25 protein-coding genes are annotated in these 22,710 nt (G+C 53.3%); 14 read left to right on the top strand and 11 right to left on the bottom strand.

The annotated features are described in order from the left end of the window. Positions 1 to 6 precede the first annotated feature (6 nt). Genes AMM03_RS13390 through AMM03_RS13405 form a run of 4 tightly spaced genes read right to left on the bottom strand, consistent with a single transcriptional unit; the run spans position 7 to position 3,129 of the window. Positions 7 to 456, bottom strand: a complete 450-nt coding sequence (locus tag AMM03_RS13390; protein WP_090132413.1) for a DUF3429 domain-containing protein — start codon at positions 454 to 456, stop codon at positions 7 to 9. After that, entirely contained in the window at positions 453 to 1,166 is a 714-nt protein-coding gene (locus tag AMM03_RS13395) for a DsbC family protein (protein ID WP_090132415.1), read from the bottom strand. Before AMM03_RS13395 ends, AMM03_RS13390 begins: the two co-directional genes overlap by 4 nt. A gap of 34 nt (positions 1,167 to 1,200) precedes the next feature. Beyond that, complete coding sequence (locus tag AMM03_RS13400) at positions 1,201 to 2,385, bottom strand: FAD-dependent monooxygenase (RefSeq protein ID WP_090132417.1); 1,185 nt, start codon at positions 2,383 to 2,385, stop codon at positions 1,201 to 1,203. Positions 2,386 to 2,406: 21 nt separating this feature from the next. After that, positions 2,407 to 3,129 carry a nucleotidyltransferase family protein gene (locus AMM03_RS13405; protein WP_090132418.1) on the bottom strand — a complete coding sequence of 241 codons (723 nt, stop codon included), beginning with the start codon at positions 3,127 to 3,129 and terminating at the stop codon, positions 2,407 to 2,409. A gap of 68 nt (positions 3,130 to 3,197) precedes the next feature. Between AMM03_RS13405 and ychF the strand changes: the two genes are divergently transcribed. Next, positions 3,198 to 4,289 (top strand): redox-regulated ATPase YchF, encoded by a 1,092-nt coding sequence (gene ychF, locus AMM03_RS13410; RefSeq protein WP_090132420.1) that lies wholly within the window; start codon positions 3,198 to 3,200, stop codon positions 4,287 to 4,289. Between the two features lie 7 nt (positions 4,290 to 4,296). Here the strand turns inward: ychF and AMM03_RS13415 are convergent, their stop codons facing one another. The 3 genes from AMM03_RS13415 to AMM03_RS13425 are packed head-to-tail and all read right to left on the bottom strand — an operon-like array spanning position 4,297 to position 7,013. Further along, positions 4,297 to 4,809: a MarR family winged helix-turn-helix transcriptional regulator gene (locus tag AMM03_RS13415; RefSeq protein ID WP_090132422.1), complete on the bottom strand. Its 513-nt coding sequence runs from the start codon at positions 4,807 to 4,809 to the stop codon at positions 4,297 to 4,299. Then, positions 4,799 to 6,013, bottom strand: a complete 1,215-nt coding sequence (locus AMM03_RS13420) for a Gfo/Idh/MocA family protein (protein ID WP_090132424.1) — start codon at positions 6,011 to 6,013, stop codon at positions 4,799 to 4,801. The genes AMM03_RS13415 and AMM03_RS13420 overlap by 11 nt, the downstream gene beginning before the upstream one ends. Before the next feature lie 16 nt (positions 6,014 to 6,029). Beyond that, the gene (locus AMM03_RS13425) at positions 6,030 to 7,013 is read right to left on the bottom strand and encodes a PDR/VanB family oxidoreductase (protein WP_090132425.1); all 984 of its coding nucleotides are present in this window, start codon (positions 7,011 to 7,013) and stop codon (positions 6,030 to 6,032) included. 153 nt (positions 7,014 to 7,166) lie between these two features. Here AMM03_RS13425 and AMM03_RS13430 point away from each other — a divergent pair, with 153 nt between their 5' ends. The 4 genes from AMM03_RS13430 to AMM03_RS13445 are packed head-to-tail and all read left to right on the top strand — an operon-like array spanning position 7,167 to position 11,220. Beyond that, a complete protein-coding gene (locus AMM03_RS13430; protein ID WP_090132427.1) occupies positions 7,167 to 8,432 on the top strand; it encodes a Rieske 2Fe-2S domain-containing protein in 1,266 nt (421 codons plus the stop codon). A gap of 25 nt (positions 8,433 to 8,457) precedes the next feature. Next, positions 8,458 to 9,435 (top strand): Bug family tripartite tricarboxylate transporter substrate binding protein, encoded by a 978-nt coding sequence (locus AMM03_RS13435; protein ID WP_090132429.1) that lies wholly within the window; start codon positions 8,458 to 8,460, stop codon positions 9,433 to 9,435. Between the two features lie 18 nt (positions 9,436 to 9,453). Then, positions 9,454 to 10,446 carry an ABC transporter substrate-binding protein gene (locus AMM03_RS13440; RefSeq protein ID WP_090132430.1) on the top strand — a complete coding sequence of 331 codons (993 nt, stop codon included), beginning with the start codon at positions 9,454 to 9,456 and terminating at the stop codon, positions 10,444 to 10,446. Positions 10,447 to 10,467: 21 nt separating this feature from the next. After that, positions 10,468 to 11,220: a sulfite exporter TauE/SafE family protein gene (locus tag AMM03_RS13445; RefSeq protein WP_090132432.1), complete on the top strand. Its 753-nt coding sequence runs from the start codon at positions 10,468 to 10,470 to the stop codon at positions 11,218 to 11,220. A 7-nt stretch (positions 11,221 to 11,227) separates the two neighbouring features. On the opposite strand, the gene AMM03_RS13450 is transcribed toward AMM03_RS13445, so the two are convergent. Further along, a complete protein-coding gene (locus AMM03_RS13450; protein WP_090132434.1) occupies positions 11,228 to 11,740 on the bottom strand; it encodes a YqaA family protein in 513 nt (170 codons plus the stop codon). A 132-nt stretch (positions 11,741 to 11,872) separates the two neighbouring features. Between AMM03_RS13450 and dusB the strand changes: the two genes are divergently transcribed. Genes dusB through purH form a run of 3 tightly spaced genes read left to right on the top strand, consistent with a single transcriptional unit; the run spans position 11,873 to position 14,734 of the window. After that, a complete protein-coding gene (gene dusB, locus AMM03_RS13455) occupies positions 11,873 to 12,916 on the top strand; it encodes a tRNA dihydrouridine synthase DusB (RefSeq protein WP_090132436.1) in 1,044 nt (347 codons plus the stop codon). Then, positions 12,913 to 13,149, top strand: a complete 237-nt coding sequence (locus AMM03_RS13460; protein ID WP_090132438.1) for a Fis family transcriptional regulator — start codon at positions 12,913 to 12,915, stop codon at positions 13,147 to 13,149. The genes dusB and AMM03_RS13460 overlap by 4 nt, the downstream gene beginning before the upstream one ends. A gap of 4 nt (positions 13,150 to 13,153) precedes the next feature. Further along, complete coding sequence (purH, locus tag AMM03_RS13465) at positions 13,154 to 14,734, top strand: bifunctional phosphoribosylaminoimidazolecarboxamide formyltransferase/IMP cyclohydrolase (protein WP_090132441.1); 1,581 nt, start codon at positions 13,154 to 13,156, stop codon at positions 14,732 to 14,734. A 73-nt stretch (positions 14,735 to 14,807) separates the two neighbouring features. Here purH and hemL read toward each other — a convergent pair whose 3' ends face one another. Together hemL and AMM03_RS13475 are read right to left on the bottom strand one after the other, a co-directional pair. Continuing rightward, positions 14,808 to 16,112 carry a glutamate-1-semialdehyde 2,1-aminomutase gene (gene hemL, locus AMM03_RS13470; protein ID WP_090132443.1) on the bottom strand — a complete coding sequence of 435 codons (1,305 nt, stop codon included), beginning with the start codon at positions 16,110 to 16,112 and terminating at the stop codon, positions 14,808 to 14,810. Then, positions 16,096 to 17,037: a bifunctional hydroxymethylpyrimidine kinase/phosphomethylpyrimidine kinase gene (locus tag AMM03_RS13475; protein ID WP_090132445.1), complete on the bottom strand. Its 942-nt coding sequence runs from the start codon at positions 17,035 to 17,037 to the stop codon at positions 16,096 to 16,098. The genes hemL and AMM03_RS13475 overlap by 17 nt, the downstream gene beginning before the upstream one ends. A gap of 78 nt (positions 17,038 to 17,115) precedes the next feature. Here AMM03_RS13475 and AMM03_RS13480 point away from each other — a divergent pair, with 78 nt between their 5' ends. Next, positions 17,116 to 17,268, top strand: coding sequence for a rubredoxin (locus AMM03_RS13480; RefSeq protein WP_055361413.1), 153 nt, complete (start codon positions 17,116 to 17,118; stop codon positions 17,266 to 17,268). 39 nt (positions 17,269 to 17,307) lie between these two features. On the opposite strand, the gene AMM03_RS13485 is transcribed toward AMM03_RS13480, so the two are convergent. After that, positions 17,308 to 18,798, bottom strand: coding sequence for a cryptochrome/photolyase family protein (locus AMM03_RS13485; protein WP_090132447.1), 1,491 nt, complete (start codon positions 18,796 to 18,798; stop codon positions 17,308 to 17,310). 26 nt (positions 18,799 to 18,824) lie between these two features. On the opposite strand from AMM03_RS13485, the gene AMM03_RS13490 reads away from it, so the two are divergent. The 5 genes from AMM03_RS13490 to AMM03_RS13510 are packed head-to-tail and all read left to right on the top strand — an operon-like array spanning position 18,825 to position 22,708. Continuing rightward, positions 18,825 to 19,505: a YqgE/AlgH family protein gene (locus tag AMM03_RS13490; protein ID WP_090132449.1), complete on the top strand. Its 681-nt coding sequence runs from the start codon at positions 18,825 to 18,827 to the stop codon at positions 19,503 to 19,505. Further along, positions 19,502 to 19,918, top strand: a complete 417-nt coding sequence (gene ruvX / locus AMM03_RS13495) for a Holliday junction resolvase RuvX (RefSeq protein WP_090132451.1) — start codon at positions 19,502 to 19,504, stop codon at positions 19,916 to 19,918. Before AMM03_RS13490 ends, ruvX begins: the two co-directional genes overlap by 4 nt. Next, a complete protein-coding gene (pyrR, locus tag AMM03_RS13500; protein ID WP_090132452.1) occupies positions 19,915 to 20,418 on the top strand; it encodes a bifunctional pyr operon transcriptional regulator/uracil phosphoribosyltransferase PyrR in 504 nt (167 codons plus the stop codon). The genes ruvX and pyrR overlap by 4 nt, the downstream gene beginning before the upstream one ends. 17 nt (positions 20,419 to 20,435) lie before the next feature. Beyond that, positions 20,436 to 21,398, top strand: a complete 963-nt coding sequence (locus AMM03_RS13505) for an aspartate carbamoyltransferase catalytic subunit (protein WP_090132454.1) — start codon at positions 20,436 to 20,438, stop codon at positions 21,396 to 21,398. 38 nt (positions 21,399 to 21,436) lie between these two features. Then, positions 21,437 to 22,708 carry a dihydroorotase gene (locus tag AMM03_RS13510; RefSeq protein ID WP_090132456.1) on the top strand — a complete coding sequence of 424 codons (1,272 nt, stop codon included), beginning with the start codon at positions 21,437 to 21,439 and terminating at the stop codon, positions 22,706 to 22,708. Positions 22,709 to 22,710: the final 2 nt, after the last annotated feature.

The following is a 22,710-nucleotide window of genomic DNA, read 5'->3' on the forward strand; positions in this document are numbered from 1 at the left end:
AATGAGTTAGGTTGCAGCAGCACCCATGAGGCAGCTGATGGCGGCCACCACAGTCAGGTGCAATCGCATGGGCAGCCATTCTTCTAGGCCCGCCTCAGGATAGGTTTTGCGATCGACGGCATAGCAAAGGCCCAAGATAAGGGCCAGCAAAGGCAAGCCTGCGTAGGCGGGCATGGTGATGGCAATCCAAGCCAACAAAGATGGCACAACGCCCCAGCCAAAATTAAACAGCGGTGCGTTGTGCATGCGCGAGGCGTTTCTAAAACCAATGCCCCAATGGATGCCGCCCAGAAAAGACACAATGCTGGCGCCATAGCCCGCCAAGGCCAAAGCCACAAACGGATGCAGGTCGGGGTCGACTAACCACAACAACACCGACAGCCCCATAAACGGGAGTAGCCCGGCATAAGCCAAGAGCTTGACCTGCTTGCGAGTTTGATCTGCGTGTGCGCTCATGGCTTGACCGAGTTCAACAAGGTTTCAACTTGTGCGGCATCGATGGCACCAGGCACGCGTGTGCCATCGGCCACAAACAGCGTGGGTGTGCCGTTGATGCGGTGTTTTTTACCAAACTCCACAATGGCGTCGATGTTGTGGTTGTCGCATGCTACAGCCGGCGGTGTAACGCCCAGCAGCATCCAATCGTTCCAAGTTTTGACGCGGTCTTTGGCGCACGCAATGTTGCGTGACTTGGTTTTGGAGTCTTCGCCCAGCACGGGGTACATCATGTGATAGATGGTTACGTTGTCAATTTTTTGCAGGTCTTTTTCAAAGCGCTTGCAGTAGCCGCAATTGGGATCGGCAAAGACCACCAGCTTGCGCTTGCCATTGCCTTTTACCTGTGTAAAAGCAAATTTAAGGGGAATGTTGTCAAAGGCAACTGCAGACAATTTGTCCGTGCGCTCTTCGGTCAAATTGCGTTTTTGTTTGGTGTCAATCAAGGCGCCTTGAATCAGAAAGTCGCCTTTGGCATCGGTGTAAAAAAGCTCATTCCCTTGCACGCGAACTTCAAACACACCGGGCATGGGCGTTTTGCTGATCTCTTCAATTTTGGGCAAAGAAGGCAAACGCTCTGCCAAGTTCTTTTTCAGATTGGCATCTTGTGCCCAAAGGTTATGGCTGCTCATCAACAGCAAGGCGGCCATCAAGGCATTGATCAAACGCATGGGGAGCTTGTCCTACAAATCTATTGTGAAAGGTTTAGTTGTTGGTTTGCATGGCTTTGCGGGCCATCCAATTTTTCAAGGGAAGCAGTTGGTTAAAACCAGACATGCCCCAGTTTCGAATTTTTTGAATGGGCAACGCGGGTTGTGCAAACAACACTTGTAAGCCATCGGTGACGCAGCCCATGGCCAGCACTTCGGCTTGGCGTGCGCGCTCGTATCGGCGCAGCATTTTGAGGTCGCTTAAGGGGCGCCAGAATTCTTTGGCTTGAATGACTTGGGCCAATGCCATGGCGTCGCCCAAGCCCACGTTCAATCCTTGTCCTGCCAATGGGTGAATGGCGTGCGCTGCATCACCTGCCAGTGCAAAGGCCTGGGCGGGTGCGGCACTCGATGCAGGCGCAATTAGACCGGTCCACTGACTGGCGCGGGCCAACTGAAGTGGCCAAACCGCGCGTTCGCTAATGAGTTGCACGCTGCCAGCAATGCCCTGACTGGCCGCAAAAAGTTGCTGACAAAACTGATCGGCTTCAAGCTTTGAAAGTTGTTGCGCACGGTCGGGTGTCAAAGACCAAACGATGGCCCACTGGTGGCTGGCTTCGCCGCCAATCGGCAAGAAAGCCAAAATTTCGGGGCCGTGGCTGTTTTGAAACCATTGCCTAGCCACTTGGCCATGCGGTGCAGCTGTTTGAATGCGGCAGGCCAGAGCATGTTGGCTGTAGTGCTTGATATCAAACTGCACGCCCAGCTCGGCGCGTGTTTGGCTGGCGCGGCCTTCGCAGATAACGGTCAGTGGCGCACTGACGGGTTCTTGGCGCTCTTCAATTAGGGGTTGGTAGCCCACTGCGGCAGCCAGATTTTTTTCGAGGCTTGGCACATCGACCATCCAATTGAGCGCGTCAACACCTTGTTGGCTGGCTTCAAAATCAAGGTCGCCACCCTGGTCGCCTTCAATGTGCATTTTGAGAATGGGCGTGCAAGCGGCCCCTTCAGGCCAGCACCTTAAATCGGTGAGCAATTGTTTGGCGGCCAAGTTGAGTGAGTAGGCGCGAACATCGCTGTGGCCTGCAGGCAAACTGGCCGGGTTGTGAACCAAGGCAACTTTCAATCGCTGAGCGGCTAGCAACAGTGCAAGACTGCGGCCAACAATACCGGCGCCGCGAATGCAGACGTCAAAGCGAGTGTCGGATTGGCTAGCGAAATGGGCGGAGGTGGAGGCCATAGGGATGATTGTAGGAGGCGATCAGCTTATTTGCCCCCAGTTAAGCTGAATGCCATGCTCTAGGGCCAGCTTTGCGATATCTTCTGGAGTGTCCGTGTCAATGCAGTAATGAACATTGGTGCTTGGCCATGCAAAAACTTGTTCAGGGTTTTGTTGCCGCCATGCTTTGCCGCCTGACTGAGGCGTTTGCAAAATAGCCTGCATGGCCTTGTTAGACAACATCACGGGATTGCCTGGCTGGCCATTGATGGTGGGCTGCAACATCTGAGTGCCTGCAGGTGCCTGTTTAACGGCTGCTATCAAATCCTTCAAATCACCCGACTCAAGCAGCGGTTGATCGGCCAAGGCCACCATGAGCCATTCGGGTTCTAAGGCCTCAGCCTGGGCTAGGCCCAAGTGCAAAGAGCTGTTTTGCCCGGCTTCTGGAGTGGGGTTGATCACCACATGCAGCGGCATGGTGTTTGTTCCTTGAGGCCTTGAAAGCTTGGGGGCATGCTGCAAAAGGGATTCTTGAAGGGTGCTGGCATGGTGACCCAAAACCAAGACGGTTTCGTCAATGCCGGCTTCGGCCAGCCTGCTGAGAAGCCTTGCCAGCAGGGTTTGCCCCTCCCTTTGAAGCAGACTTTTGGGTCTGCCGCCCATGCGGGAGGCCGTGCCTGCAGCCAATACCACGGCCACCACCCGCTTGCGGGGGCAGGGGGCGTTGGGGGTTCTAAGGGTGCAAGAAGCTTGATTGAGCGTCATGGTGAGAAATTAGACCACGCACACCCTTTAAAATCACGGATTATTCGCAGAATCCAAGAAAGTCTTCCATGAGCCTCAAATGTGGCATTGTGGGCCTGCCCAACGTTGGCAAGTCCACCCTTTTTAACGCCCTGACCAAAGCGGGTATTGCGGCCGAAAACTATCCTTTTTGCACCATTGAGCCCAACACCGGCGTGGTAGAAGTGCCCGATCCCCGTTTGCAAGAGCTGGCCGCCATCATCACCCCCGAGCGCATCGTGCCCGCCATTGTGGAGTTTGTGGACATTGCCGGCTTGGTAGCTGGTGCCAGCACAGGCGAAGGCTTGGGCAACAAATTTTTAGCGCACATTCGCGAAACCGACGCCACCATCAATGTGGTGCGATGCTTTGAAGACGACAACGTGATTCACGTGGCCGGCCGTGTCGATCCTATTTCTGACATTGAAGTGATTCAAACCGAGCTGTGCTTGGCCGACTTAACTGCGGTGGAAAAAGGTTTGCACCGCGTGCAGAAAACAGCACGCTCTGGCGACAAAGAGTCGATCAAGTTGGTGGCCATTTTGGAAAAATGCCAAGCCGCTTTGAACGAAGGCAAGCCTGTTCGCACCATCGACTTCAGCAAAGAAGAGCGTCCCTTGCTAGACCAGTTTTTCTTGATCACCGCCAAACCCGCCATGTTTGTGGCCAATGTGGCCGAAGATGGTTTTGAAAACAACCCCTTGCTCGACAAATTGAAGGCCTACGCTGCTGCACAAAATGCGCCCGTGGTTGCCATTTGCGCCAAGCTGGAAGCCGAAATGTCCGAGATGTCAGACGAAGACCGTCAGATGTTCTTGGAAGAGTTGGGTCAATCCGAGCCTGGCTTGAACCGTCTTATTCGCTCTGCCTATTCATTGTTGGGTTTGCAAACTTACTTTACGGCTGGCGTCAAAGAAGTTCGCGCATGGACCATTCATGTGGGCGACACAGGACCTCAAGCAGCCGGTGTGATTCACACTGACTTTGAAAAAGGCTACATCCGCGCGCAGACCATTACGTATGACGACTTCATAGCCTACAAAGGCGAGCAGGGCGCCAAAGATGCTGGCAAGATGCGCGCTGAGGGCAAAGAATACGTGGTCAAAGATGGCGACGTGATGAACTTCTTGTTCAGCAGTTAAGTGGCTGTCATTTAGCAGATGGACTGGTGTCCATCTGCGTCTCGTCCAGCGCTAGGTTCTCAAGTACTTGCAAAAGTACTTTGCGTGTGGTGAGCAATTCGGCTTCCGATACGCCGTGGACTGCAACATGGTTCACTTCAACAGCCAGGGGTACCAATCTCTTTTTTAAAGCTTTGCCTGTCTGTGTCAAGTGAACATACATGTTCTTTCGATTGTCTGGCCGCTGTTTGCGTTCAACATAGCCCAGGGCTTCCATGGCCTTGATGGCACTGAATGTGGTGGGTTCCATCACACCTGCTAAGTCGCTCAACTCTTTTTGTGTCAGTCCATCGGAAGACCAAAGAATTCGCAAAAAAGTCCAGTGTCCAAATGGGATATTGTGTTTTTGTAATCTGACTTGTAGTCTCTTGTTAAAGGCCCGTGCGGTGTCTTTGACCAAATGCGCCAAGCGATCATCAGGCACAGATTCATGCCAGTGCTTCAAAATGCTTTGGGTGTTGCTGGTTATTTCAGAAGCCATTTGGCAATCCAATTTGGTGATGCATGCGAACAGCCTGTTGATTTTGTGCAGCTTGCAAAATACCCAAACATACCTCTGTGCTTGCGCGTGACCACTCGCCGCTGTGTATCAATGTGCCAGAGTTTCTTAGCACTTGAAACAATTCATCAATGACTTCCTTGCGAGGATAGGCTGGTGCAGGCAGTTCTTCAAAATATTCTTTTTCTGGGCCATAGACCCAAACGCCCAAAGGCGTGAGCCTGATGTCGCCTTGATCGCAACTGACCACCACCGGTCCAAAGTGTTGGTAGGCCTTAGCCTGCAGTGATGCAGGAGCATAGAGGGGGCCGCCATAATTGCGCGCAGCTTTAAGGATGGCCTCTTGCTCAGCGCTGGGTGCTGATGCAAGTCTTTTACGGGCTTGACCATAGCGCTGCAGGCTTTCTGTTGCAGGTTTTGGGTTGCCAATCTCGCCTACGTGGTCCATCCAAACATCGCTGTCAAAGTGGCCATGGCCGTTGTAGGTGACGTTGGCAAAAGCACCGTTTTCAAATTGCAACAATGCGCTGTAAGCACCCTCTGTGGGGCGGGTCTGGTCCCACTGACCGGTACATGCTTGTACGCTGCTGACTTTGCCGCCGCCCAACAACCTGACAATGTCTATTTGATGTACTGCTTGACTGTGAATCACGCCACCGCCCAGAGATGTGTTGAGCTCTTCTGGGCGTCGGGGGCGGTACAAAAAGTCGGTGTAATTGATGGCAGTGATCATGCGCACTGCGCCTAATTGGCCTGAAGCAATCAGTGCACGTGCATGCAGAACGGGTGCATTGAAACTGTGGCTGTGCCCCACCATCATTTGCACGCCGGCTTGTTGGCAGGCAGCCATCATGCGGGTGCATTCTTCCAATGAGATGGCCATGGGTTTTTCAACCCAAATGTGTTTGCCATGTTGTGCCGCCAACGCCACATGCTCGGCATGAAATTGATGCGGCGTGGCGATGTAGATCACTTCTACCTCTGGCAATTTACAAAGGGCTTCCACACTGTCAACAGTGATTGCGTGAAAATCTTTTTCAAACTGTGCTCGCGCCACTGCAATGGGGTCAGTTGCCGCAACCAACTGGATGCGCGAGTCTTGCAGAAAGGTTGGAAGCATCAAAGTGAATGCACGGCCCAATCCAGCAATACCAATCTTAAGAGGAGAGCTTTTAGTTTGCGTCATAGAGCTTGCACTTTTTTCAAAGGTCTATCTCAATTTCATCGTTGGCATGGCATGCGCGAGACACACACACCATGATGTGATTTAATTTTTCTGAATCTGTTAGGACAAAGTCGCGGTGGTCTACTTGGCCAGCCACTAAGCCAGTTTTGCAGCTGCCACAAGTGCCACTTTCGCACGAGCTAGGAACTCTGTGCCCAGCTTTGCGCAGCACTTCCAAAATACTTTCCTTGTCTGTCACGGGCAACACTGTTTGAGATTGCGAAAGCTTAATTTGGAAAGCGCTGTTGCTGGCGTGTTGGGCCGCGTTAGCGCCAAAGCTTTCAAAGTGAACACGATCTTGTGGCCAGTGTCCGCTCATGTCCTTGATGGCGTCCATCAAGCCTTGCGGTCCGCAACAATAAATGTGCGCTTGACTTGGTTTTTCTAGCAAGGGCCAAAAGTCGAGGCCAGCATCGGGGTTGCCCCCGTCAAAATGAAAGCTCACTTCGCCCGCATTTTGCAAGGCTTGTAGCTCGTCCATGAATGCGGCACCTTCAGCATCGCGCGCGCAATAATAAAAACGAAAACGTCCTTGGCCACCTGTGGCTTGAAGTCTGGACATTTGTCTGGCCATGGAAAGCAAAGGCGTCACGCCAATGCCGCCTGCAATGAAAATCACCTCATGCGCAGGATCTAACAATTCGAAATCGTTTTTGGGTGCGCTGACATTGAGTAAATGCCCCACTTGCACTTGATCAATCATGCTTCTTGAGCCACCCCTTCCATTGTGCTCATGCTTGATGGCAATTTCACAAAAGCTGGTTTCAGCAGGGTCGTTGCAAAGGGAGTAATTGCGACGCTGGCCCGCGGGTGTCTCGACAGTGATATGAGCGCCCGCTTTGAAACTGGGCAAATTTTGTCCTTGGGGGTGGACCAGCCTGAAGAACCAAATGTCTTTGGCCACTTGGCATTTGTGTTGCACAAGCAAAGAAGAAAAATCTGGGTCGGTAACTTGAGTCATTGTTGAAAGGGCCGTGAGTCAAACAAATCAAAGAAAAGTTTTTCTAAAACTTGACAAATGTCATGTTTATATATTATCTTAGATACCTAAGAATAATTGATCGCTTGTTAAAAAACAAGCCTTTGTTTGAACGCCTCCAAGAATTGAAAAATCATGATAACCCCAGAAGAAAATGACTTGTTGTGCCGTGTTGAAGGCAATGCGCCTATGGGGCAACTCATGCGCCGTCAGTGGATCGCCATTTGTTTGATTGAGGAAGTGTCCGAGCCCGATGGCGCCCCCATTAAAGCGCGTATTCTGGGTGAAGACTTGGTGGTTTTCAGGGACACCAAAGGCCGAGTCGGTGTCATGGATGAATACTGCCCTCACCGCAAAGCTTCGTTGGTCTATGGCCGTAATGAAGACTGTGGACTGCGCTGCCTTTATCACGGTTGGAAGATGGATGTCGCGGGCAATGTGGTGGACATGTCTTCTGAGCCTGCAGGCAGTGGCTTGGTCGAGAAGGTGAAGCACCGTGCATTTCCGACCAAAGAGTGGGGCGGTTTTGTGTGGGCCTACATGGGCCCACCCGAGCACCAACCTGAATTCACGCCACCACCTTGGGCGCCCAATGAGGCGTCTCGCTTGGCGGTTGCCAAAATTATCATTCCATGCAACTGGGCGCAAATTTTAGAAGGCCAAATTGATTCAGCCCACAGCTCCAGTTTGCATTCCTCTGACATGGTGCCGGCACGCGTTGATGGCGCTAAGGCCACCGATACGCAGTGGCTGCGTCCCTCCACCGACAAGTCGCCGCGCATGCAAGTTGAGCGTACGCCCTACGGTTTTAGATATGCGGCTATTCGAAGGCCCATTAAAGATGCGCAAACCCACGATTACATCCGTAGCACGGTGTTTGTTGCTCCCGCCTCAGCGCTCATCCCTCCCAATGATCAGTACAACGTGGCCAATTTGAATGTGCCGATAGACGATCACCATACAGCCTTTCACTTTATGGCTTGGGGGTCGCCAGACACAACACCCGATCACGAAGCATGGCGTGCGTTTTTGCATGCGCAAGTAGGTCCCGATTTAGACGCTCAATTTAACCCCAAACGAACCCATGCCAACCGCTTCAACCAAGACCGCGAAGCGATGAAGGCAGGCAACTTCACGGGCATTCAAGGCATTCCCAATCAAGACATGGCCATGTGGGTGTCCATGGGCCCCATCGTGGACAGAACCAACGATCGCTTGGGTGCATCCGACTTGGCCATTGTGGAATTCAGACAAAGAATGCTGCAGGCTGTGCGCAGTTTCATGGCGGGCGAGGCGCCCATAGGTACGGGAGATAACCGTATTCCTGTACAGGTTTGTGCATATCAATCTATCATCCCCAAAACCACAGACTGGCGTCAATTTGACGCAAAGCCTGTTTAACCAATTAACACCAGGAGACATCTCAATGAAACGTCGTGATCTATTGGCTGCATCAGCAGCCCCTTTGTTGGCCGGCCTTCAACTGCCAGCATGGAGTCAAGCTGGTTTCAATTTCACCAAAGCAGTGAAATTCATCGTTCCTTACGCACCCGGTGGCTTGCCAGATACTGTGGCGCGTGTTTTTGCACTGCGCATTGGGGAACGCATTGGTCAAGGTGTTGTCATTGAAAACAAGCCTGGTGGCAATGGTGTGGTCGCGGCGCAGGCCTTGGCCAGCAGCCCCAACGATGGCCACACTTTTTTGGTCACCGATGGTTCGATGTTTTCGATCAATCCACTCATCTACAAAAGTCTTGCATATGACTTAAAGCGTGACTTTGCGCCTGTGTCTTTGTTGGCGCGTTCACCTTTGTATTTGGCAGTTCACCCCAAAGTGCCCGTCAATACATTGCAAGAGTTTGTGCAATACGTCAAATCAAAGCCAGATCAAATTAACTACGGTTCATCTGGCATTGGTAGTAGTCACCATCTCACCATGGAAGCCATGAAGTCGGCTCTGGGACTTCAAATGACGCATGTCCCATTCAGAGGTTCGGGTCAGTCAGTGCCTGCTTTGATTGGCGGCCAAGTTGAATGTTTGTTCTCTGCCTTGCCTTCCTTGGCAGGCTTTGCCAAAAACAACCAAGTCAAAATTTTGGGCAGCAATGCTGGCCAACGATCGGCCTTGATGCCACAGGTGCCTAGTATTTCAGAAATTATTCCTGGCTTTGATTTTGCTGTCATTATTGGCGCACTGGCTTCTGCCAATGCACCCGCTGGCGCTATTGCACGCCTCAGTGCAGAAGCCGCAGCGGTCAAAAACCACCCTGAATTGCTGGCCACCATGGGTACCGCAGGTATTGACTCAGTGGGCAGTTCGGCCGCAGATTACGCCAAAGCCATTCAGTCTGAAAACGAACGCTTGGCCAAAGCCGTGGCGCTGGCTGGCTTAAAACCCGAATAACGAAGATAGAAGAGCACCATGGCCAAACTGCCTCTCAGCTTTGCATGTTGGAATTACGACCGCACCCGCGCTTTGATGGACGGCAGTGTTCAAGTCGATGGCATTGATCTCAATTATTTGAACTTGCCTGTGGAAGAAACTTTCTTCCGCATGGCACGTTTTCGTGAGTTTGATGTTTGCGAAATGTCTTTGTCGTCCTACTGTGTTTCACTGCACAAGCCCGACAAGCCCTTCATTGCCATTCCCATTTTCCCATCTCGTTTTTTTAGACACTCTTGCATTTACATCAATGCCGACTCTGGCATTCAAGAGCCTAAAGACCTGATTGGCAAACGCATCGCCAGTCCTGAATATCAAATGACCGCTCCGGTCTGGATACGGGGCATTTTGCAGGATCACTATGGGGTGCCTGTCGATGCCCAGCCCTATCTTTTTGGGGGTGAGGAAGAAACGGGTCGCATCGAAAAGCAAAAGCTCAACTTGCCGCCAAACATTCAGGTGCACCCTATTGGGCCCCATCAAACTTTGTCTCAAATGTTGCACGATGGTGAACTTGATGCGCTCTATACCGCCCGCATGCCCTCGTCTTTTTTGAAGGGCGATGGCAAAGTCAAGCGCTTGTTTGAAAACTATGTCGACATTGAGCGCGCTTATTACCGTGAAACTAAAATTTTCCCCATCATGCACACAGTGGTGATTCGCAGAGAAGTCTACGAAGCCAATCGCTGGATTGCGCAGTCGCTCACCAAAGCCTTCATGGAAGCGCAGCGTAAAACCTATGAAGATCTTTATGAAACTGCGGCCCTCAAAGCCATGTTGCCTTGGTTGACTGCACACGTCGAAGACGCACGCAAAGAGTTTGGCAACGATTGGTGGTCTTACGGTTTGGAAAAAAATGTGGATGTGCTTGAAACCTTCACGCGCTACCACCACGAACAAGGCCTCTCACCCCGAAAACTCAGTCCGCAAGAATTATTTGCACCTGAGTCTCTCGAGGCTTTCAAAATTTAATCTGCACGAAAAGAGCCGCACATGGATTTTCTTCTCAGCCCCGATGGGGTGCTGATCGCTGCGGCTTGCGCGCTGGCCATTATGCTGGGCGGCCTTGTCAAGGGCACCTTGGGTGTGGGCTTGCCCTTGTTTGCTGTCCCTATCATGTCGCTCATGATTGGTAGCACCCAGGCCATTGCATTGGTGGCGGTGCCCGTTTTGGTGTCCAATATTTGGCAAGCTTGGCAAGAAGGTAATTGGAAAGCCAGCGTCAAACGTTTTTGGCCCCTCATGGTGACGCAGGGCATGATGACGGTCTTGGCGGTTCAATGGACTTTGGATTTCAGTGTCAAGCAACTCAACATGTTGGTTGCCTTTGCTGTGGTGTTGGCTGTGGTCGCCATGTTGTTCAAACCCAGTTTCAATATACCGCCCGAGCGTGAAAAATGGGTGGGTGCGTTGGTTGGCGCAACTTCAGGTTTATTGGGTGGTGTTTCGTCTCTAATGGGACCTATTCTGATTAGCTACACCATGTCTTTGAAGATGCAAAGAGACGAGTTTGTGGGTGCTATCAGTATCATTTATCTCAATGCAGCATGGCCTTTGTATTTGGCCATGTTCAGTTTTGGTCGAATGGAAACCGTTGATCTGGGTTACTCCGTTTTGGCATTGGTTCCCATGGCAGTAGGTTTGACCATTGGGCAAAAGCTAAGGCATCGGCTCAGTGAAGACGCGTTCAGGAAAGTGCTGCTGGCCTTCTTGATTTTTGTGGCAACTTTGTTGGTGTTGCGCTAGTTGAACTTTAAAAAACCCACATTAACAAACTCGTCATCACCACATAGCGCATCAATTTGCCGATGGCCATATAAACGGCACAGGGCCAAAGCGGCATTTTGAGCCAACCGGCTACAGCACACAGCGGATCGCCTACGCCTGGTAACCAGGACAGCAGACAGGCTTTGGGGCCCATGCGTTCTAACCATTGAAGCGCGCGTGAGTTCATTTTGTCATTCAAGCTGACTGATTCACCGTTAACTATTTTCTTTTGGCGCAGCCGATCGATGGCGTGGTGCGTGCCATAACCCATCCACCAACTGACCACCCCGCCCAAGGTGTTGCCAATGGTGGCCACAAAGATGGCTGCCCAAAATAAATCGGGATTTATTTTGACAAGCCCAAAGACCGCAGGCTCAGAGCCTAAAGGTAGCAGGGTGGCAGAAATGAAAGAGATCACAAACACGGTAGACAAACCGTGTTCGGGTAAAGCCAGCCAAGCCAGCAATTGCGTGATGTAAGGTGTGAACCATGCTTCCATTTGCTCCAGAGTGTAGCCAAAGGTTTCTATTTTGAAATTTCTTTCAAAATAATTCCCTTGCCTAAAAAATAGGCAATACAATCGTGCCTCCTTTTTAAGCAGCCTGCCCTTTCTTCTCTTCCTTCCTAGTCCATGCAAATCGGACCCTACGTCTTACCCAATGCTGTTTTTGTGGCGCCCATGGCGGGTGTCACAGATCGGCCTTTTCGCCAACTGTGCCGACAGTTTGGTGCGGGTTATGCCGTGAGCGAAATGGTCACCTCGCGCAAAGATTTGTGGAAGAGTCTGAAAACCTCGCGCCGCGCCAATCACGAGGGTGAGCCGGGGCCCATTGCCGTTCAAATTGCGGGCACCGATGCACCCATGATGGCCGAGGCTGCGGCTTACAACATTGACCAAGGTGCGCAGATCATTGACATCAACATGGGTTGCCCCGCCAAAAAGGTGTGCAACAAATGGGCGGGTTCTGCGCTGATGCAAAACGAAAGCTTGGCCATCGAAATTGCTGAAGCTGTGGTGGCCGCATGTGCGCCCCGCGGTGTACCTGTCACCTTAAAGATGCGCACCGGTTGGTGCGACACAGAAAAGAACGCTTTGGTCTTGGCCAAGGCTTTTGAAAGCGTCGGCATTCAAATGGTGACGGTGCATGGCCGCACGCGCGAGCAAGGTTACAAAGGCTTTGCCGAATACGACACCGTAGCCGCCGTCAAAGCTGCCCTCAATATTCCTGTGGTGGCCAATGGCGACATTGACTCCCCCGAAAAGGCATTGCAAGTTTTAAAGTACACCGGCGCCGATGCGTTGATGGTGGGACGTGCTGCGCAAGGTCGTCCTTGGATCTTTCGCGAAATTGTGCATTTCCTGGCCACGGGCGAACACTTGGCCCCGCCCTTGGTAGCAGAAGTGAGGCGCGCTTTGCTGGAACATTTGCAAGATCACTACGGCCTCTATGGCGAGCTGACCGGGGTGCGTTCTGCGCGCAAACACATTGGTTGGTATGTGCGTGATTTGCCGGGTGGCGATGAATTTAGAGACCACATGAACACTTTGGAAACCGCCGAGATGCAATCTCGTGCAGTGGCCGATTTTTTTGAAGAGATGGCAGCGCGCATAGAGCGCATGCCTCAGGCTGTTGCAGGCATTCGCCCTGAAATGGCTTTGGAGACGATGGAATGAGCAAGAAGAAAATTGATGAATGCATCCGTGATAGTTTGAATGCTTACTTTCACGACATGAATGGCGTAGAACCTCACGGCATGTACGACATGCTGCTGAATGCCGTAGAAAAACCTTTGCTAGAAGTGGTGATGCAACGCGCTGAGCAAAATCAATCGCGCGCTGCGGAGTGGCTCGGCTTGAACCGCAACACGCTGCGTAAAAAACTTTTAGATCACAAACTTTTGAAGTAAAAAAATGAAAGCACTCATTTCTGTTTCCGACAAAACTGGCATCGTTGAGCTGGCCAAAGCGCTGCATGCACTCAAGGTGGAGTTGGTGTCCACCGGTGGCACCGCCAAGTTGCTGGCCGAGCAAGGCTTGCCCGTGACCGAAGTGGCGCAAGTGACTGAGTTTCCAGAAATGCTGGATGGCCGCGTTAAAACTTTGCATCCCAAAGTGCATGGTGGTCTGCTGGCGCGTCGCGATGTGCCCGAGCACATGGCGGCTTTAAAAGAGCACGGCATTCAAACCATCGATTTGCTCATCGTCAATTTGTACCCCTTCGAAGCCACCGTGGCCAAGCCCGGTTGCACTTTAGAAGACGCCATTGAAAACATCGACATTGGTGGTCCTGCCATGGTGCGCAGTGCGGCCAAGAACTGGAAAGACGTGGCCGTGCTCACCGATGCATCGCAATACCCTACTGTCATTGAAGAGCTCAAGTCCAGCGGCAAAGTGTCTGACAAAACTCGTTTTGCTTTGTCTGTGGCTGCCTTCAATCGCATCAGCAATTACGATGCGGCCATCAGCGACTACTTGTCTTCGTACAACTTGGAAGACGGCACGCGCACCGAATATCCAGCGCAGTCCAATGGCCGCTTTGTCAAGTTGCAAGACTTGCGATACGGCGAGAATCCGCATCAAACAGCCGCGTTCTATCGCGACCTGTACCCAGCGCCTGGCTCGTTGGTCACCGCTGTGCAATTGCAAGGCAAAGAACTGTCGTACAACAACATTGCCGATGCAGATGCGGCTTGGGAATGCGTCAAGAGCTTCACAGAATCGGCATGCGTCATCGTGAAGCACGCCAATCCTTGCGGTGTGGCCGTCGGTGCCAATGCCCTCGAGTCCTATAGCAAAGCTTTCCAAACCGATCCAACCTCTGCGTTTGGCGGCATCATTGCGCTGAACCGCATTGTGGACGCAGCCGCTGCGCAGCAAATTAGCAAGCAGTTTGTCGAAGTGCTGATGGCACCGGCTTACTCGCCCGAAGCGGTGGAAATTTTTAAAGCCAAAGCCAATGTTCGCGTGTTGCAAATTGCCTTGCCCGAGTTCAAAGCAGGCGGCACGCCTTTTGAACAAGGCCGCAATGCGCAAGACATCAAGCGCGTGGGTTCTGGTTTGCTCATTCAAACCGCCGACAACCACGAGTTGCAATTGGCCGACCTTAAAGTGGTCACCAAAGTGCAGCCTTCACCTACGCAGCTGCAAGACTTGCTGTTTGCTTGGAAAGTGGCCAAGTACGTCAAGAGTAACGCCATTGTGTTCTGCGCCAATGGCATGACCATGGGTGTAGGTGCCGGCCAAATGAGCCGTTTGGATTCAGCACGCATTGCCAGCATCAAAGCCGGTCATGCGGGTTTGAGTTTGCAAAACACCGTGGTGGCCAGTGATGCGTTCTTCCCGTTCCGCGATGGTTTGGATGTGGTGGTGGACGCAGGCGCCAATTGCGTCATTCAGCCCGGTGGCTCGATGCGCGACAACGAGGTGATTGCTGCCGCCGATGAGCGCGGTGTGGCCATGGTGTTCTCGGGTGTGCGCCATTTCCGTCACTGATGGCTTCTTAACCAGCAAAGAAAAAGGGCTCTAGTTAATGAACTGAGCCCTTTTTTGTATCAAGCGGTTTGGTTTAAAGCGCTTTGAAAATTTCTCTTGCAGCACTGACCGTATCGGCAATGTCTTGCGCCGTGTGAGCGCCGCTTACAAAGCCAGCTTCGTAAAGCGCAGGGGCAATGTACACGCCGCGATCAAGCAAGCCGTGGAACAAGGTGTTGAACTTGCTGCCATCGGTTTTCATCACTTGTGGATAGTTGCTGGGCAAGGTGGGCAACAAGAAGAAGCCAAACATACCGCCTTCGCAGTCGCCTGCAAAAGGTACGCCTTCTGCCGTTGCAGCAGCCGACAGACCGTCGACCAATGAACGAGTTCGAGCACTCAAAGCATCAAAGAAACCAGGCTTGCTAATTTCGGCCAAGGTGGCCAAGCCGCATGCCGTGGCCACAGGGTTGCCACTCAAAGTGCCGGCTTGGTACACAGGGCCCAAAGGCGCCAGTTGTTCCATGACGGCGCGCTTGCCACCGAAGGCTGCCAAAGGCATGCCGCCGCCAATCACTTTGCCCATGACCGTCATGTCGGGCTCGAAGCCAGGAATGCTTTTGGCATAAACGCTTTGCGCGCTGCCCAAGGCCACGCGGCAACCGGTCATCACTTCGTCAAACACCAGCAGTGCGCCGTATTGGCTGCACAACTCGCGGCAGCGTTTCATAAAAGGCACGCTGGCGCGCACAAAGTTCATGTTGCCCGCAATGGGTTCAATCATCAGGCAGGCCAATTCGTTGCCATGAATTTTGAAAGCGTCTTCCAGTTGCTCGATGTTGTTGTACTCGAGCACCAATGTGTGTTGCACCACTTCGGGCGGTACGCCTGCGCTGGTGGGGTTGCCAAAGGTGGCCAAGCCCGAACCGGCTTTGACCAATAAAGCATCGGCATGCCCGTGATAGCAGCCTTCAAACTTGATGATCTTGCTGCGGCCTGTGGCGCCACGGGCCAAGCGCAAGGCGCTCATGCCGGCTTCGGTGCCCGAGCTAACCAAGCGCACCATGTCCATGGACGGGACCAATTTGAGCAGGGCTTCGACCAACTCGACTTCGCGCTCGGTGGGAGCACCAAAAGAGAAGCCGTCTAAGGCCGCTTTTTGCACAGCTTCCAAAACGGCAGGATGGCCGTGACCCAAAATCATAGGGCCCCAAGAGCCGATGTAGTCGATGTACTTTTTGCCATTGGCATCCCAAAAGTAAGCGCCTTCAGCGCGCTTCACAAAACGCGGAGTGCCACCGACGGCGCGAAATGCGCGCACAGGTGAATTGACGCCGCCAGGAATCACTTTGCGGGCGCGTTCAAACAGGGTGTCGTTCAGGTCAGTGTTTTGTGTCATTGATTGGCATCTCAAAAAAATCGGCGTTCATGTCTGGGCCATCTTCCTCAGACTCATCGTCTTCGGTATCTGGCAGTGCCCAAAACAGGCGGTCGGGAATGACTTTGCCCATGCCAGGGCGAAAGCCCTCGTCTAAGCAGCGGTCTAAATAATGCAGAGCTTCGCTTGTGGCTGCTGATAAATCAAGCCCTGTAGCAATTAAAGCAGCCAGTGCGGCAGAAAGTGTTTCGCCTGCACCACTGAAAACGGCTTCAATGCGCTCAAACTTTTCGTGTCCCACCACCGTTTCGGGGGTGGCCAAGACGTTATCAATGTGTTGGTCGTTCAGGGTGATGCCAGTGACCAGGGTGTAGGGCACGCCCAACTCTGAAGCGGCTTTGGCGATGTCGCGCGGGCCTGGATTTTTGTCGCTGGCCCAGTCGGGTAACAACCAACGGCGCAAGGTGCTGTGATGGCCCACCAAGATACTGGTTTGAGGCAACAGCAGTTCTCGGAAGGCGTCGAGGTACTGGTCGATTTGGTCGTCTTCCCACCAAGACAAGTTGGGCATGTACGCTACCACCGGCACGCCGTCGTAGTCGGCGGTGAGTTCGGCAATGATGCTGATGTTTTCGGCACTGCCGGCAAAGCCAACTTTGATGACCTGCGGGGGAATGTCTTCTAGAACGGCCCGCGCTTGATCGCCCACAGCTTCTTCGTCTAGGGGAAAGAAATCAAAAATTTGGGCGGAGTCGCGGGCGTAAGCGCCCGTCAGAACGGGCAGGGCGTGGGCACCTACTGAGGCAATGGCCAAAACATCGGCACTGATGCCGCTAGAACCACTGGGATCGGAGGCATTGAACACCAATACGCAAGCAATGCTGGCTTCTTCTTCGCCTTCGAGGGTTTCCTCTGGCAGTTCTGACGGCGGTAAAGGTGTGGTCATGGGTTACAGTCAAGCCCGATACAATCATTTCATTCTATTCGACACTGGTGACACTCTGTGACTGATACTAAAACTTGGATGTGCTTAATTTGCGGCTGGATTTACGACGAGGCCGCTGGTTGTCCTGAAGACGGCATTGCCCCCGGCACTGCCTGGGCCGATGTGCCCATGAACTGGACTTGTCCAGAGTGCGGCGCTCGCAAAGAAGACTTTGAAATGGTGGCCATCTAAGGCTATCCAAGGCCAGCTTCGACAGCCTTGCAGGCTGTCTTAAGCGATTTTTTTCACCACGGCGTAACGCGCCAATGTAGTCTCTCGGGCCTCTGCGTGATTGACCACGGGCAAGGGATAGTCTTTTCCTAAAGTAATGCCGGCCGCCTGCAAAGCCAGGGGCTTGGCTTCCCATGGCGCATGAATGTCGGCACCCTCTAGACCCGCCAACTGCGGCAAATAGCGCTTGATGAATTTGCCTTTGGGGTCAAATTTTTCGCTTTGCGTGACGGGGTTAAAAATTCGGAAATAGGGCTGGGCATCGCAGCCGCTAGAACTGGCCCACTGCCAACCGCCGTTGTTGGCCGATAAGTCAAAGTCAATGAGGTGCTGGGCAAAGTATTTCTCGCCCCAGCGCCAATCGACCCCGAGGTCTTTGGTGAGGAATGATGCCACCACCATGCGCAGGCGGTTGTGCATGTAACCCGTTTGATTGATTTGGGCCATGGCGGCATCGACTAGCGGGTAGCCAGTTCGGCCTTCGCACCAAGCTGCAAACAAGGCCTTGCCATGAGGGCCGTGGTCCCACTTAATTTGGTCGTATTCGGCCTTGAAACTGCGCTGTGCTACGTGCGGAAAGTTGGCCAAAATTTGGGCGTAAAAGTCGCGCCAAATAAGTTCGGACAACCACACGCTGGCGCCTTCGCTGGTTTTGTATCGTTGGTAGGCCTCTTGGGCCAATTGGCGAATAGAGATGGTGCCAAAACGCAAGTGAACACTCAAATAACTAGGGCCTTTGATGGCGGGAAAGTTGCGAGTTTCTTCGTAGCGGTCGATGCGGTGCAAGAAGTCTTGAAGCAAAGCTTGGGCGCCCGATACACCAGGTTTGTAATGCAGCGCCGCAAGGTCGATGACTTCAAAGTCGATGTCGGGCAGAGTGGGCACGCCTGCTTGGTAGGCCTTGGGCCTGGGGGCAAGCGATGCTGCATGCTCGGCCACGGGGTGAGGGGCCAAGTCTTGAGGCTGAATTTTTTTGAGCCAAGCGTTTTTGTAGGGTGTGAAGACGGTGTAGGGGTTGCCTGCCAAGGTGAGGACCTCTTGGCGTTCAAACACCACGTGGTCTTTGTAGGTGTGAAAAGCCACGCCCGCGTTGGCCAAGGCGCCCCTGATTTGGGCGTCGCGGGCCAGTGCCTGCGGCTCATCGTCGTGGTTGGCAAAGACGGCTTGGGCTTCTAGCTGCTTGACCAAGTTCGGGATTTCTTGGAGGGGGCGGCCATGCAACACAATCAGGCCGCTTTGGCTGGCCACTTTGGCGTCGACGCCTGCTTGGAGCGCGGCTTGACGTATTAAATCGTCCAATTCGACCAAGGATTCTCGAATGAAGGCCACCCGGCGGTCTTGGGTGGGCAGTTCTTTCAGAATGTCGGTGTCAAAAACAAAGGCGCAGTGCACTTTGTGGCAATTTTTGAGGGCGTGGAACAGCGCGGCATTGTCTGCCACCCGTAAATCGCGTCGAAACCAGACCAAGCCGGTAGAAAAGGGTTTGTGCATGGGTTGGAGGCCGTTAAAATTGGGACATGTCTGCCGATTTTGCCTCCACTCTGCTTTCGCATCATTTTTTGATTGCCATGCCCGGTTTGGAGGACCCTGTATTTGCCAAGAGCGTGGTGTATTTGTGCGAACACTCAGAGCGGGGCGCCATGGGCTTGATCATCAACAAGCCCGGCGAACTCAGTTTGAAGCATTTGTTCGACAAAGTCGAGTTGCCCCTACACCGAGAAGACCTATTGCAATCCAATGTATTGCATGGCGGCCCAGTTCAAACCGAGCGTGGGTTTGTGTTGCACGAGCCCATGTTGGAAGCCGACTCTGAAAATTCTGAAAGCGCTGAGCTCTCTGAAGCCGTTGAAGCCTCTGAAGCTTCTTCTGGTTCAGCCGCCAATGAAACAGCTCCGCAAACCAAGTCCATTTATGCCTCCACCCTGACCGTACCAGGCGGTTTGGCCATGACCACTTCCAAAGATGTTTTGGAAGCCATGTCCAACGGCTCTGGCCCCAAGCGCGTGCTGGTCACCTTGGGCTATGCCTCTTGGGGCGAAGGTCAACTCGAATCAGAAATTGGTGAAAACAGCTGGCTCACAGTCGAAGCCGACCCGGCCGTTATTTTTGACACACCCATCGAGAAGCGTTACGAAAAAGCCCTGGCCTTGCTGGGTTTGCAACCCTGGATGCTGTCTACAGTGGCGGGCCACGCATGAGCCTAGACCAGGCGCTCTCTGTGCCTGCGTCGCAGCAGAGTTTTTTGGCTTTTGATTTTGGCATGAAGCGCACTGGCGTAGCGGTAGGCAATCGCATGTTGCGACAGGCCACCCCCCAAGCCACGGTGGTGGCCGAAGGCGATGCGCGTTTTGCGCTCATTGAAAAACGCATCAAAGAATGGACCCCCGACGCCTTGGTGGTGGGGGTGCCTTTTCACCCCGATGGCGCAGCCCATGAAAACACCTTGCGCGCGCAAAAGTTTGCGCGACAACTGCGCGGCCGCTTTGGTTTGAATGTGTACGAAGTAGACGAGCGCTACAGCACCACAGAAGCCATCTCAAATGGCGCGAAGGATGCCGACGCTGCGTCGGCTTGCATTATTTTGGAACAATTTTTAAGGAGTCTGCCTTGAGTGCATTGGCTTTGAATGCAGAGGCGCTGTACAGCGAACTCTTGCGCGGTGTGCGTGCCATGTGCACCCCCGAAACACGTTTGGTAGGTATCACTTCTGGCGGTGCTTGGTTGGCCGAGCGCTTGCAAAAAGATTTAGGTTTAACCGGCAAGCACGGCAGCATTTCATCGGCCATGCACCGCGATGACTTTGCGCAGCGAGGCTTGTCGGCTGGCGGTCAGACCAGTTTGCCTTTTGAAATTCAAGGTGCCGATGTGTTGATCTTGGACGATGTGCTCTACACCGGCCGTACCATTCGCGCGGTTATCAACGAATTGTTTGACTATGGCCGCCCAGCCAATGTGCGCTTGGCAGTGTTGGTGGACCGTGGTGGCCGTCAGTTGCCTATTCAAGCCGACTATGCAGCCGCGAGAGTGGCACTGCCCAACACGCAATCGCTGGCGCTGGCCCGCTTGGCCAATGGCCAGTTCAGCTTTGAAGTTCAAGAAGAAAACAGCTAAGCAGGGAAAAAATAACAATGCTCTACAAACGCAATCCCCAACTCAACAAAAACGGTGAACTGATTCACTTGCTGTCCACCGAAGGTTTGTCGCGCGACATCCTGACGCACATCTTGGACACTGCTGCCAACTTCGTGAGCGTCAGCGACCGCGAAGTGAAGAAGGTGCCCTTGCTGCGCGGCAAGAGCGTCTTCAACTTGTTCTTTGAAAACAGCACACGCACTCGCACCACGTTTGAAATTGCGGCCACGCGTTTGTCGGCCGATGTGATTAATCTCGACATTGCGCGCTCGTCTGCTTCTAAAGGCGAATCGCTGTTAGATACCATTGCCAACTTGTCGGCCATGGCAGCCGATATTTTTGTGGTGCGCCACTCTGAGTCGGGTGCGCCTTACCTCATTGCACAGCACGTGGCACCGCATGTGCACGTGGTCAATGCGGGTGACGGCAGGCACGCACACCCTACCCAGGGTTTGCTCGACATGTACACCATTCGCCATTACAAAAAAGATTTTGCAAACCTAACGGTGGCCATTGTGGGTGACGTGTTGCACTCACGCGTGGCGCGGTCAGACATTCATGCGCTGACCACTTTGGGCTGTGCCGAAGTGCGCGTGGTGGGTCCGCAAACCTTGGTGCCTTCCGACATGGCGCAAATGGGTGTCAAGGTATTCCATAACTTGGAAGAGGGCATCAAAGACTGCGACGTGGTTATAACCCTGCGCTTGCAAAACGAGCGCATGAGCGGTGCCTTGTTGCCCTCCAGCCAAGAATATTTCAAACGCTTTGGCCTCACACCCGAAAAGCTGCAACTGGCCAAGTCCGATGCCATCGTGATGCACCCGGGCCCGATTAACCGCGGTGTAGAAATTGATTCGGCTGTGGTGGATGGCCCGCAAAGCGTGATCTTGCCGCAGGTGACTTTTGGTATTGCGGTGCGCATGGCCGTGATGAGCATCGTGGCGGGCAACGAAGCCTAATTAGAAGAAATAGAAGAAATAGAAGAAAGACAAAGACCATGAAAATTTTGATACAAGGCGGCCGCGTGATCGACCCCGCAAGCAAAACTGACACGGTAGCCGATGTGGCCATTTCGGCCGGCAAAATTGTGGCTATAGGCAAAGCGCCCGCAGATTTTCAAGCGCAAAAAACCATCGATGCCAAAGGCCTGATTGTGATGCCAGGTTTGGTCGATTTGTCCGTAAGGCTCAAAGAGCCAGGCCACGAACACGAAGGCATGCTCGACTCAGAGTTGGCCGCAGCTGTGGCCGGTGGCGTCACCAGCTTGGTGTGTCCGCCCGACACAGATCCCGTGTTGGACGAACCTGGCTTGGTAGAAATGCTGCGCTTCAAAGCAGAAAAACTGAACCGCTCACACGTGATGCCCCTGGGTGCGTTAACACGCGGCCTCAAAGGCGAAGTGTTAACCGAAATGGTTCAACTGACCGAAGCTGGTTGCGTCGGTTTCAGCCAGGCCGAAGTTGCTTTAGAAAATACTCAAGTGTTGCAGCGTGCATTGCAGTACGCCAACTCATTTGGCTACACCGTGTGGCTGCGCCCCCAAGAGTTGCATTTGGGCAAAGGTGTTGCTGCAAGCGGCCCCTTGGCCACACGCATGGGTTTGTCTGGCGTGCCGGTGGCTGCAGAAACCATTGCTTTGCACACCATTTTTGAACTGCTCAAAAGCATCAAAGCGCATGTGCACCTGTGCCGCATCAGCAGTGCGGCAGGCGTGGCATTGGTGCGTCAAGCCAAAGCAGAAGGCTTGTCGGTTACATGCGATGTCAGTATCAACTCATTGCACCTGACTGACGCCGACGTGGGTTACTTCGACAGCCGCGCGCGCGTGTCACCACCGCTGCGTCAACAACGCGATAGAGATGCGCTGCGCGAGGCTTTGGCCGACGGCACCATCGACGCCTTGGTGTCCGATCACAGCCCTGTGAGCGAAGATGAAAAAGCCTTGCCCTTTGCCGAAGCAGAACCAGGCGCCACCGGCCTAGAGTTGTTGCTCAGCTTGGCCCTCAAGTGGTCGCAAGACAGCAAAGTGCCACTGCCGCGCGCGATAGCCGCCATCACCAGCGAAGCAGCTCGTGTGTTGGGTAAAGACATCGGGCAGTTGAAAGTGGGTGCACAAGCCGACGTGTGTATTTTGGATGCCGAGGCTCACTGGCAAGTCACCTCCGCCAACTTGCGCAGCCAAGGCAAGTACACACCCTTCTCGGGTTACGACTTGCCCGGCCGCGTGCAATGTACCTTGGTGGGCGGACTAGTGGCGTATCAAGCCTAAGC

Origin of the sequence: Limnohabitans sp. Rim11 (assembly GCF_001269365.1) — a bacterium.
In the GTDB taxonomy this organism is placed as follows: Bacteria; Pseudomonadota; Gammaproteobacteria; order Burkholderiales; family Burkholderiaceae_C; genus Limnohabitans_A.

Coding starts and splice junctions, on each gene's coding strand:
- AMM03_RS13390 (WP_090132413.1), bottom strand. CDS start 456: ATGAGCGCACACGCAGATCAAACTCGCAAGCAGGTCAAGCTCTTGGCT.
- AMM03_RS13395 (WP_090132415.1), bottom strand. CDS start 1,166: ATGCGTTTGATCAATGCCTTGATGGCCGCCTTGCTGTTGATGAGCAGC.
- AMM03_RS13400 (WP_090132417.1), bottom strand. CDS start 2,385: ATGGCCTCCACCTCCGCCCATTTCGCTAGCCAATCCGACACTCGCTTT.
- AMM03_RS13405 (WP_090132418.1), bottom strand. CDS start 3,129: ATGACGCTCAATCAAGCTTCTTGCACCCTTAGAACCCCCAACGCCCCC.
- ychF (WP_090132420.1), top strand. CDS start 3,198: ATGAGCCTCAAATGTGGCATTGTGGGCCTGCCCAACGTTGGCAAGTCC.
- AMM03_RS13415 (WP_090132422.1), bottom strand. CDS start 4,809: ATGGCTTCTGAAATAACCAGCAACACCCAAAGCATTTTGAAGCACTGG.
- AMM03_RS13420 (WP_090132424.1), bottom strand. CDS start 6,013: ATGACGCAAACTAAAAGCTCTCCTCTTAAGATTGGTATTGCTGGATTG.
- AMM03_RS13425 (WP_090132425.1), bottom strand. CDS start 7,013: ATGACTCAAGTTACCGACCCAGATTTTTCTTCTTTGCTTGTGCAACAC.
- AMM03_RS13430 (WP_090132427.1), top strand. CDS start 7,167: ATGATAACCCCAGAAGAAAATGACTTGTTGTGCCGTGTTGAAGGCAAT.
- AMM03_RS13435 (WP_090132429.1), top strand. CDS start 8,458: ATGAAACGTCGTGATCTATTGGCTGCATCAGCAGCCCCTTTGTTGGCC.
- AMM03_RS13440 (WP_090132430.1), top strand. CDS start 9,454: ATGGCCAAACTGCCTCTCAGCTTTGCATGTTGGAATTACGACCGCACC.
- AMM03_RS13445 (WP_090132432.1), top strand. CDS start 10,468: ATGGATTTTCTTCTCAGCCCCGATGGGGTGCTGATCGCTGCGGCTTGC.
- AMM03_RS13450 (WP_090132434.1), bottom strand. CDS start 11,740: ATGGAAGCATGGTTCACACCTTACATCACGCAATTGCTGGCTTGGCTG.
- dusB (WP_090132436.1), top strand. CDS start 11,873: ATGCAAATCGGACCCTACGTCTTACCCAATGCTGTTTTTGTGGCGCCC.
- AMM03_RS13460 (WP_090132438.1), top strand. CDS start 12,913: ATGAGCAAGAAGAAAATTGATGAATGCATCCGTGATAGTTTGAATGCT.
- purH (WP_090132441.1), top strand. CDS start 13,154: ATGAAAGCACTCATTTCTGTTTCCGACAAAACTGGCATCGTTGAGCTG.
- hemL (WP_090132443.1), bottom strand. CDS start 16,112: ATGACACAAAACACTGACCTGAACGACACCCTGTTTGAACGCGCCCGC.
- AMM03_RS13475 (WP_090132445.1), bottom strand. CDS start 17,037: ATGACCACACCTTTACCGCCGTCAGAACTGCCAGAGGAAACCCTCGAA.
- AMM03_RS13480 (WP_055361413.1), top strand. CDS start 17,116: ATGTGCTTAATTTGCGGCTGGATTTACGACGAGGCCGCTGGTTGTCCT.
- AMM03_RS13485 (WP_090132447.1), bottom strand. CDS start 18,798: ATGCACAAACCCTTTTCTACCGGCTTGGTCTGGTTTCGACGCGATTTA.
- AMM03_RS13490 (WP_090132449.1), top strand. CDS start 18,825: ATGTCTGCCGATTTTGCCTCCACTCTGCTTTCGCATCATTTTTTGATT.
- ruvX (WP_090132451.1), top strand. CDS start 19,502: ATGAGCCTAGACCAGGCGCTCTCTGTGCCTGCGTCGCAGCAGAGTTTT.
- AMM03_RS13505 (WP_090132454.1), top strand. CDS start 20,436: ATGCTCTACAAACGCAATCCCCAACTCAACAAAAACGGTGAACTGATT.
- AMM03_RS13510 (WP_090132456.1), top strand. CDS start 21,437: ATGAAAATTTTGATACAAGGCGGCCGCGTGATCGACCCCGCAAGCAAA.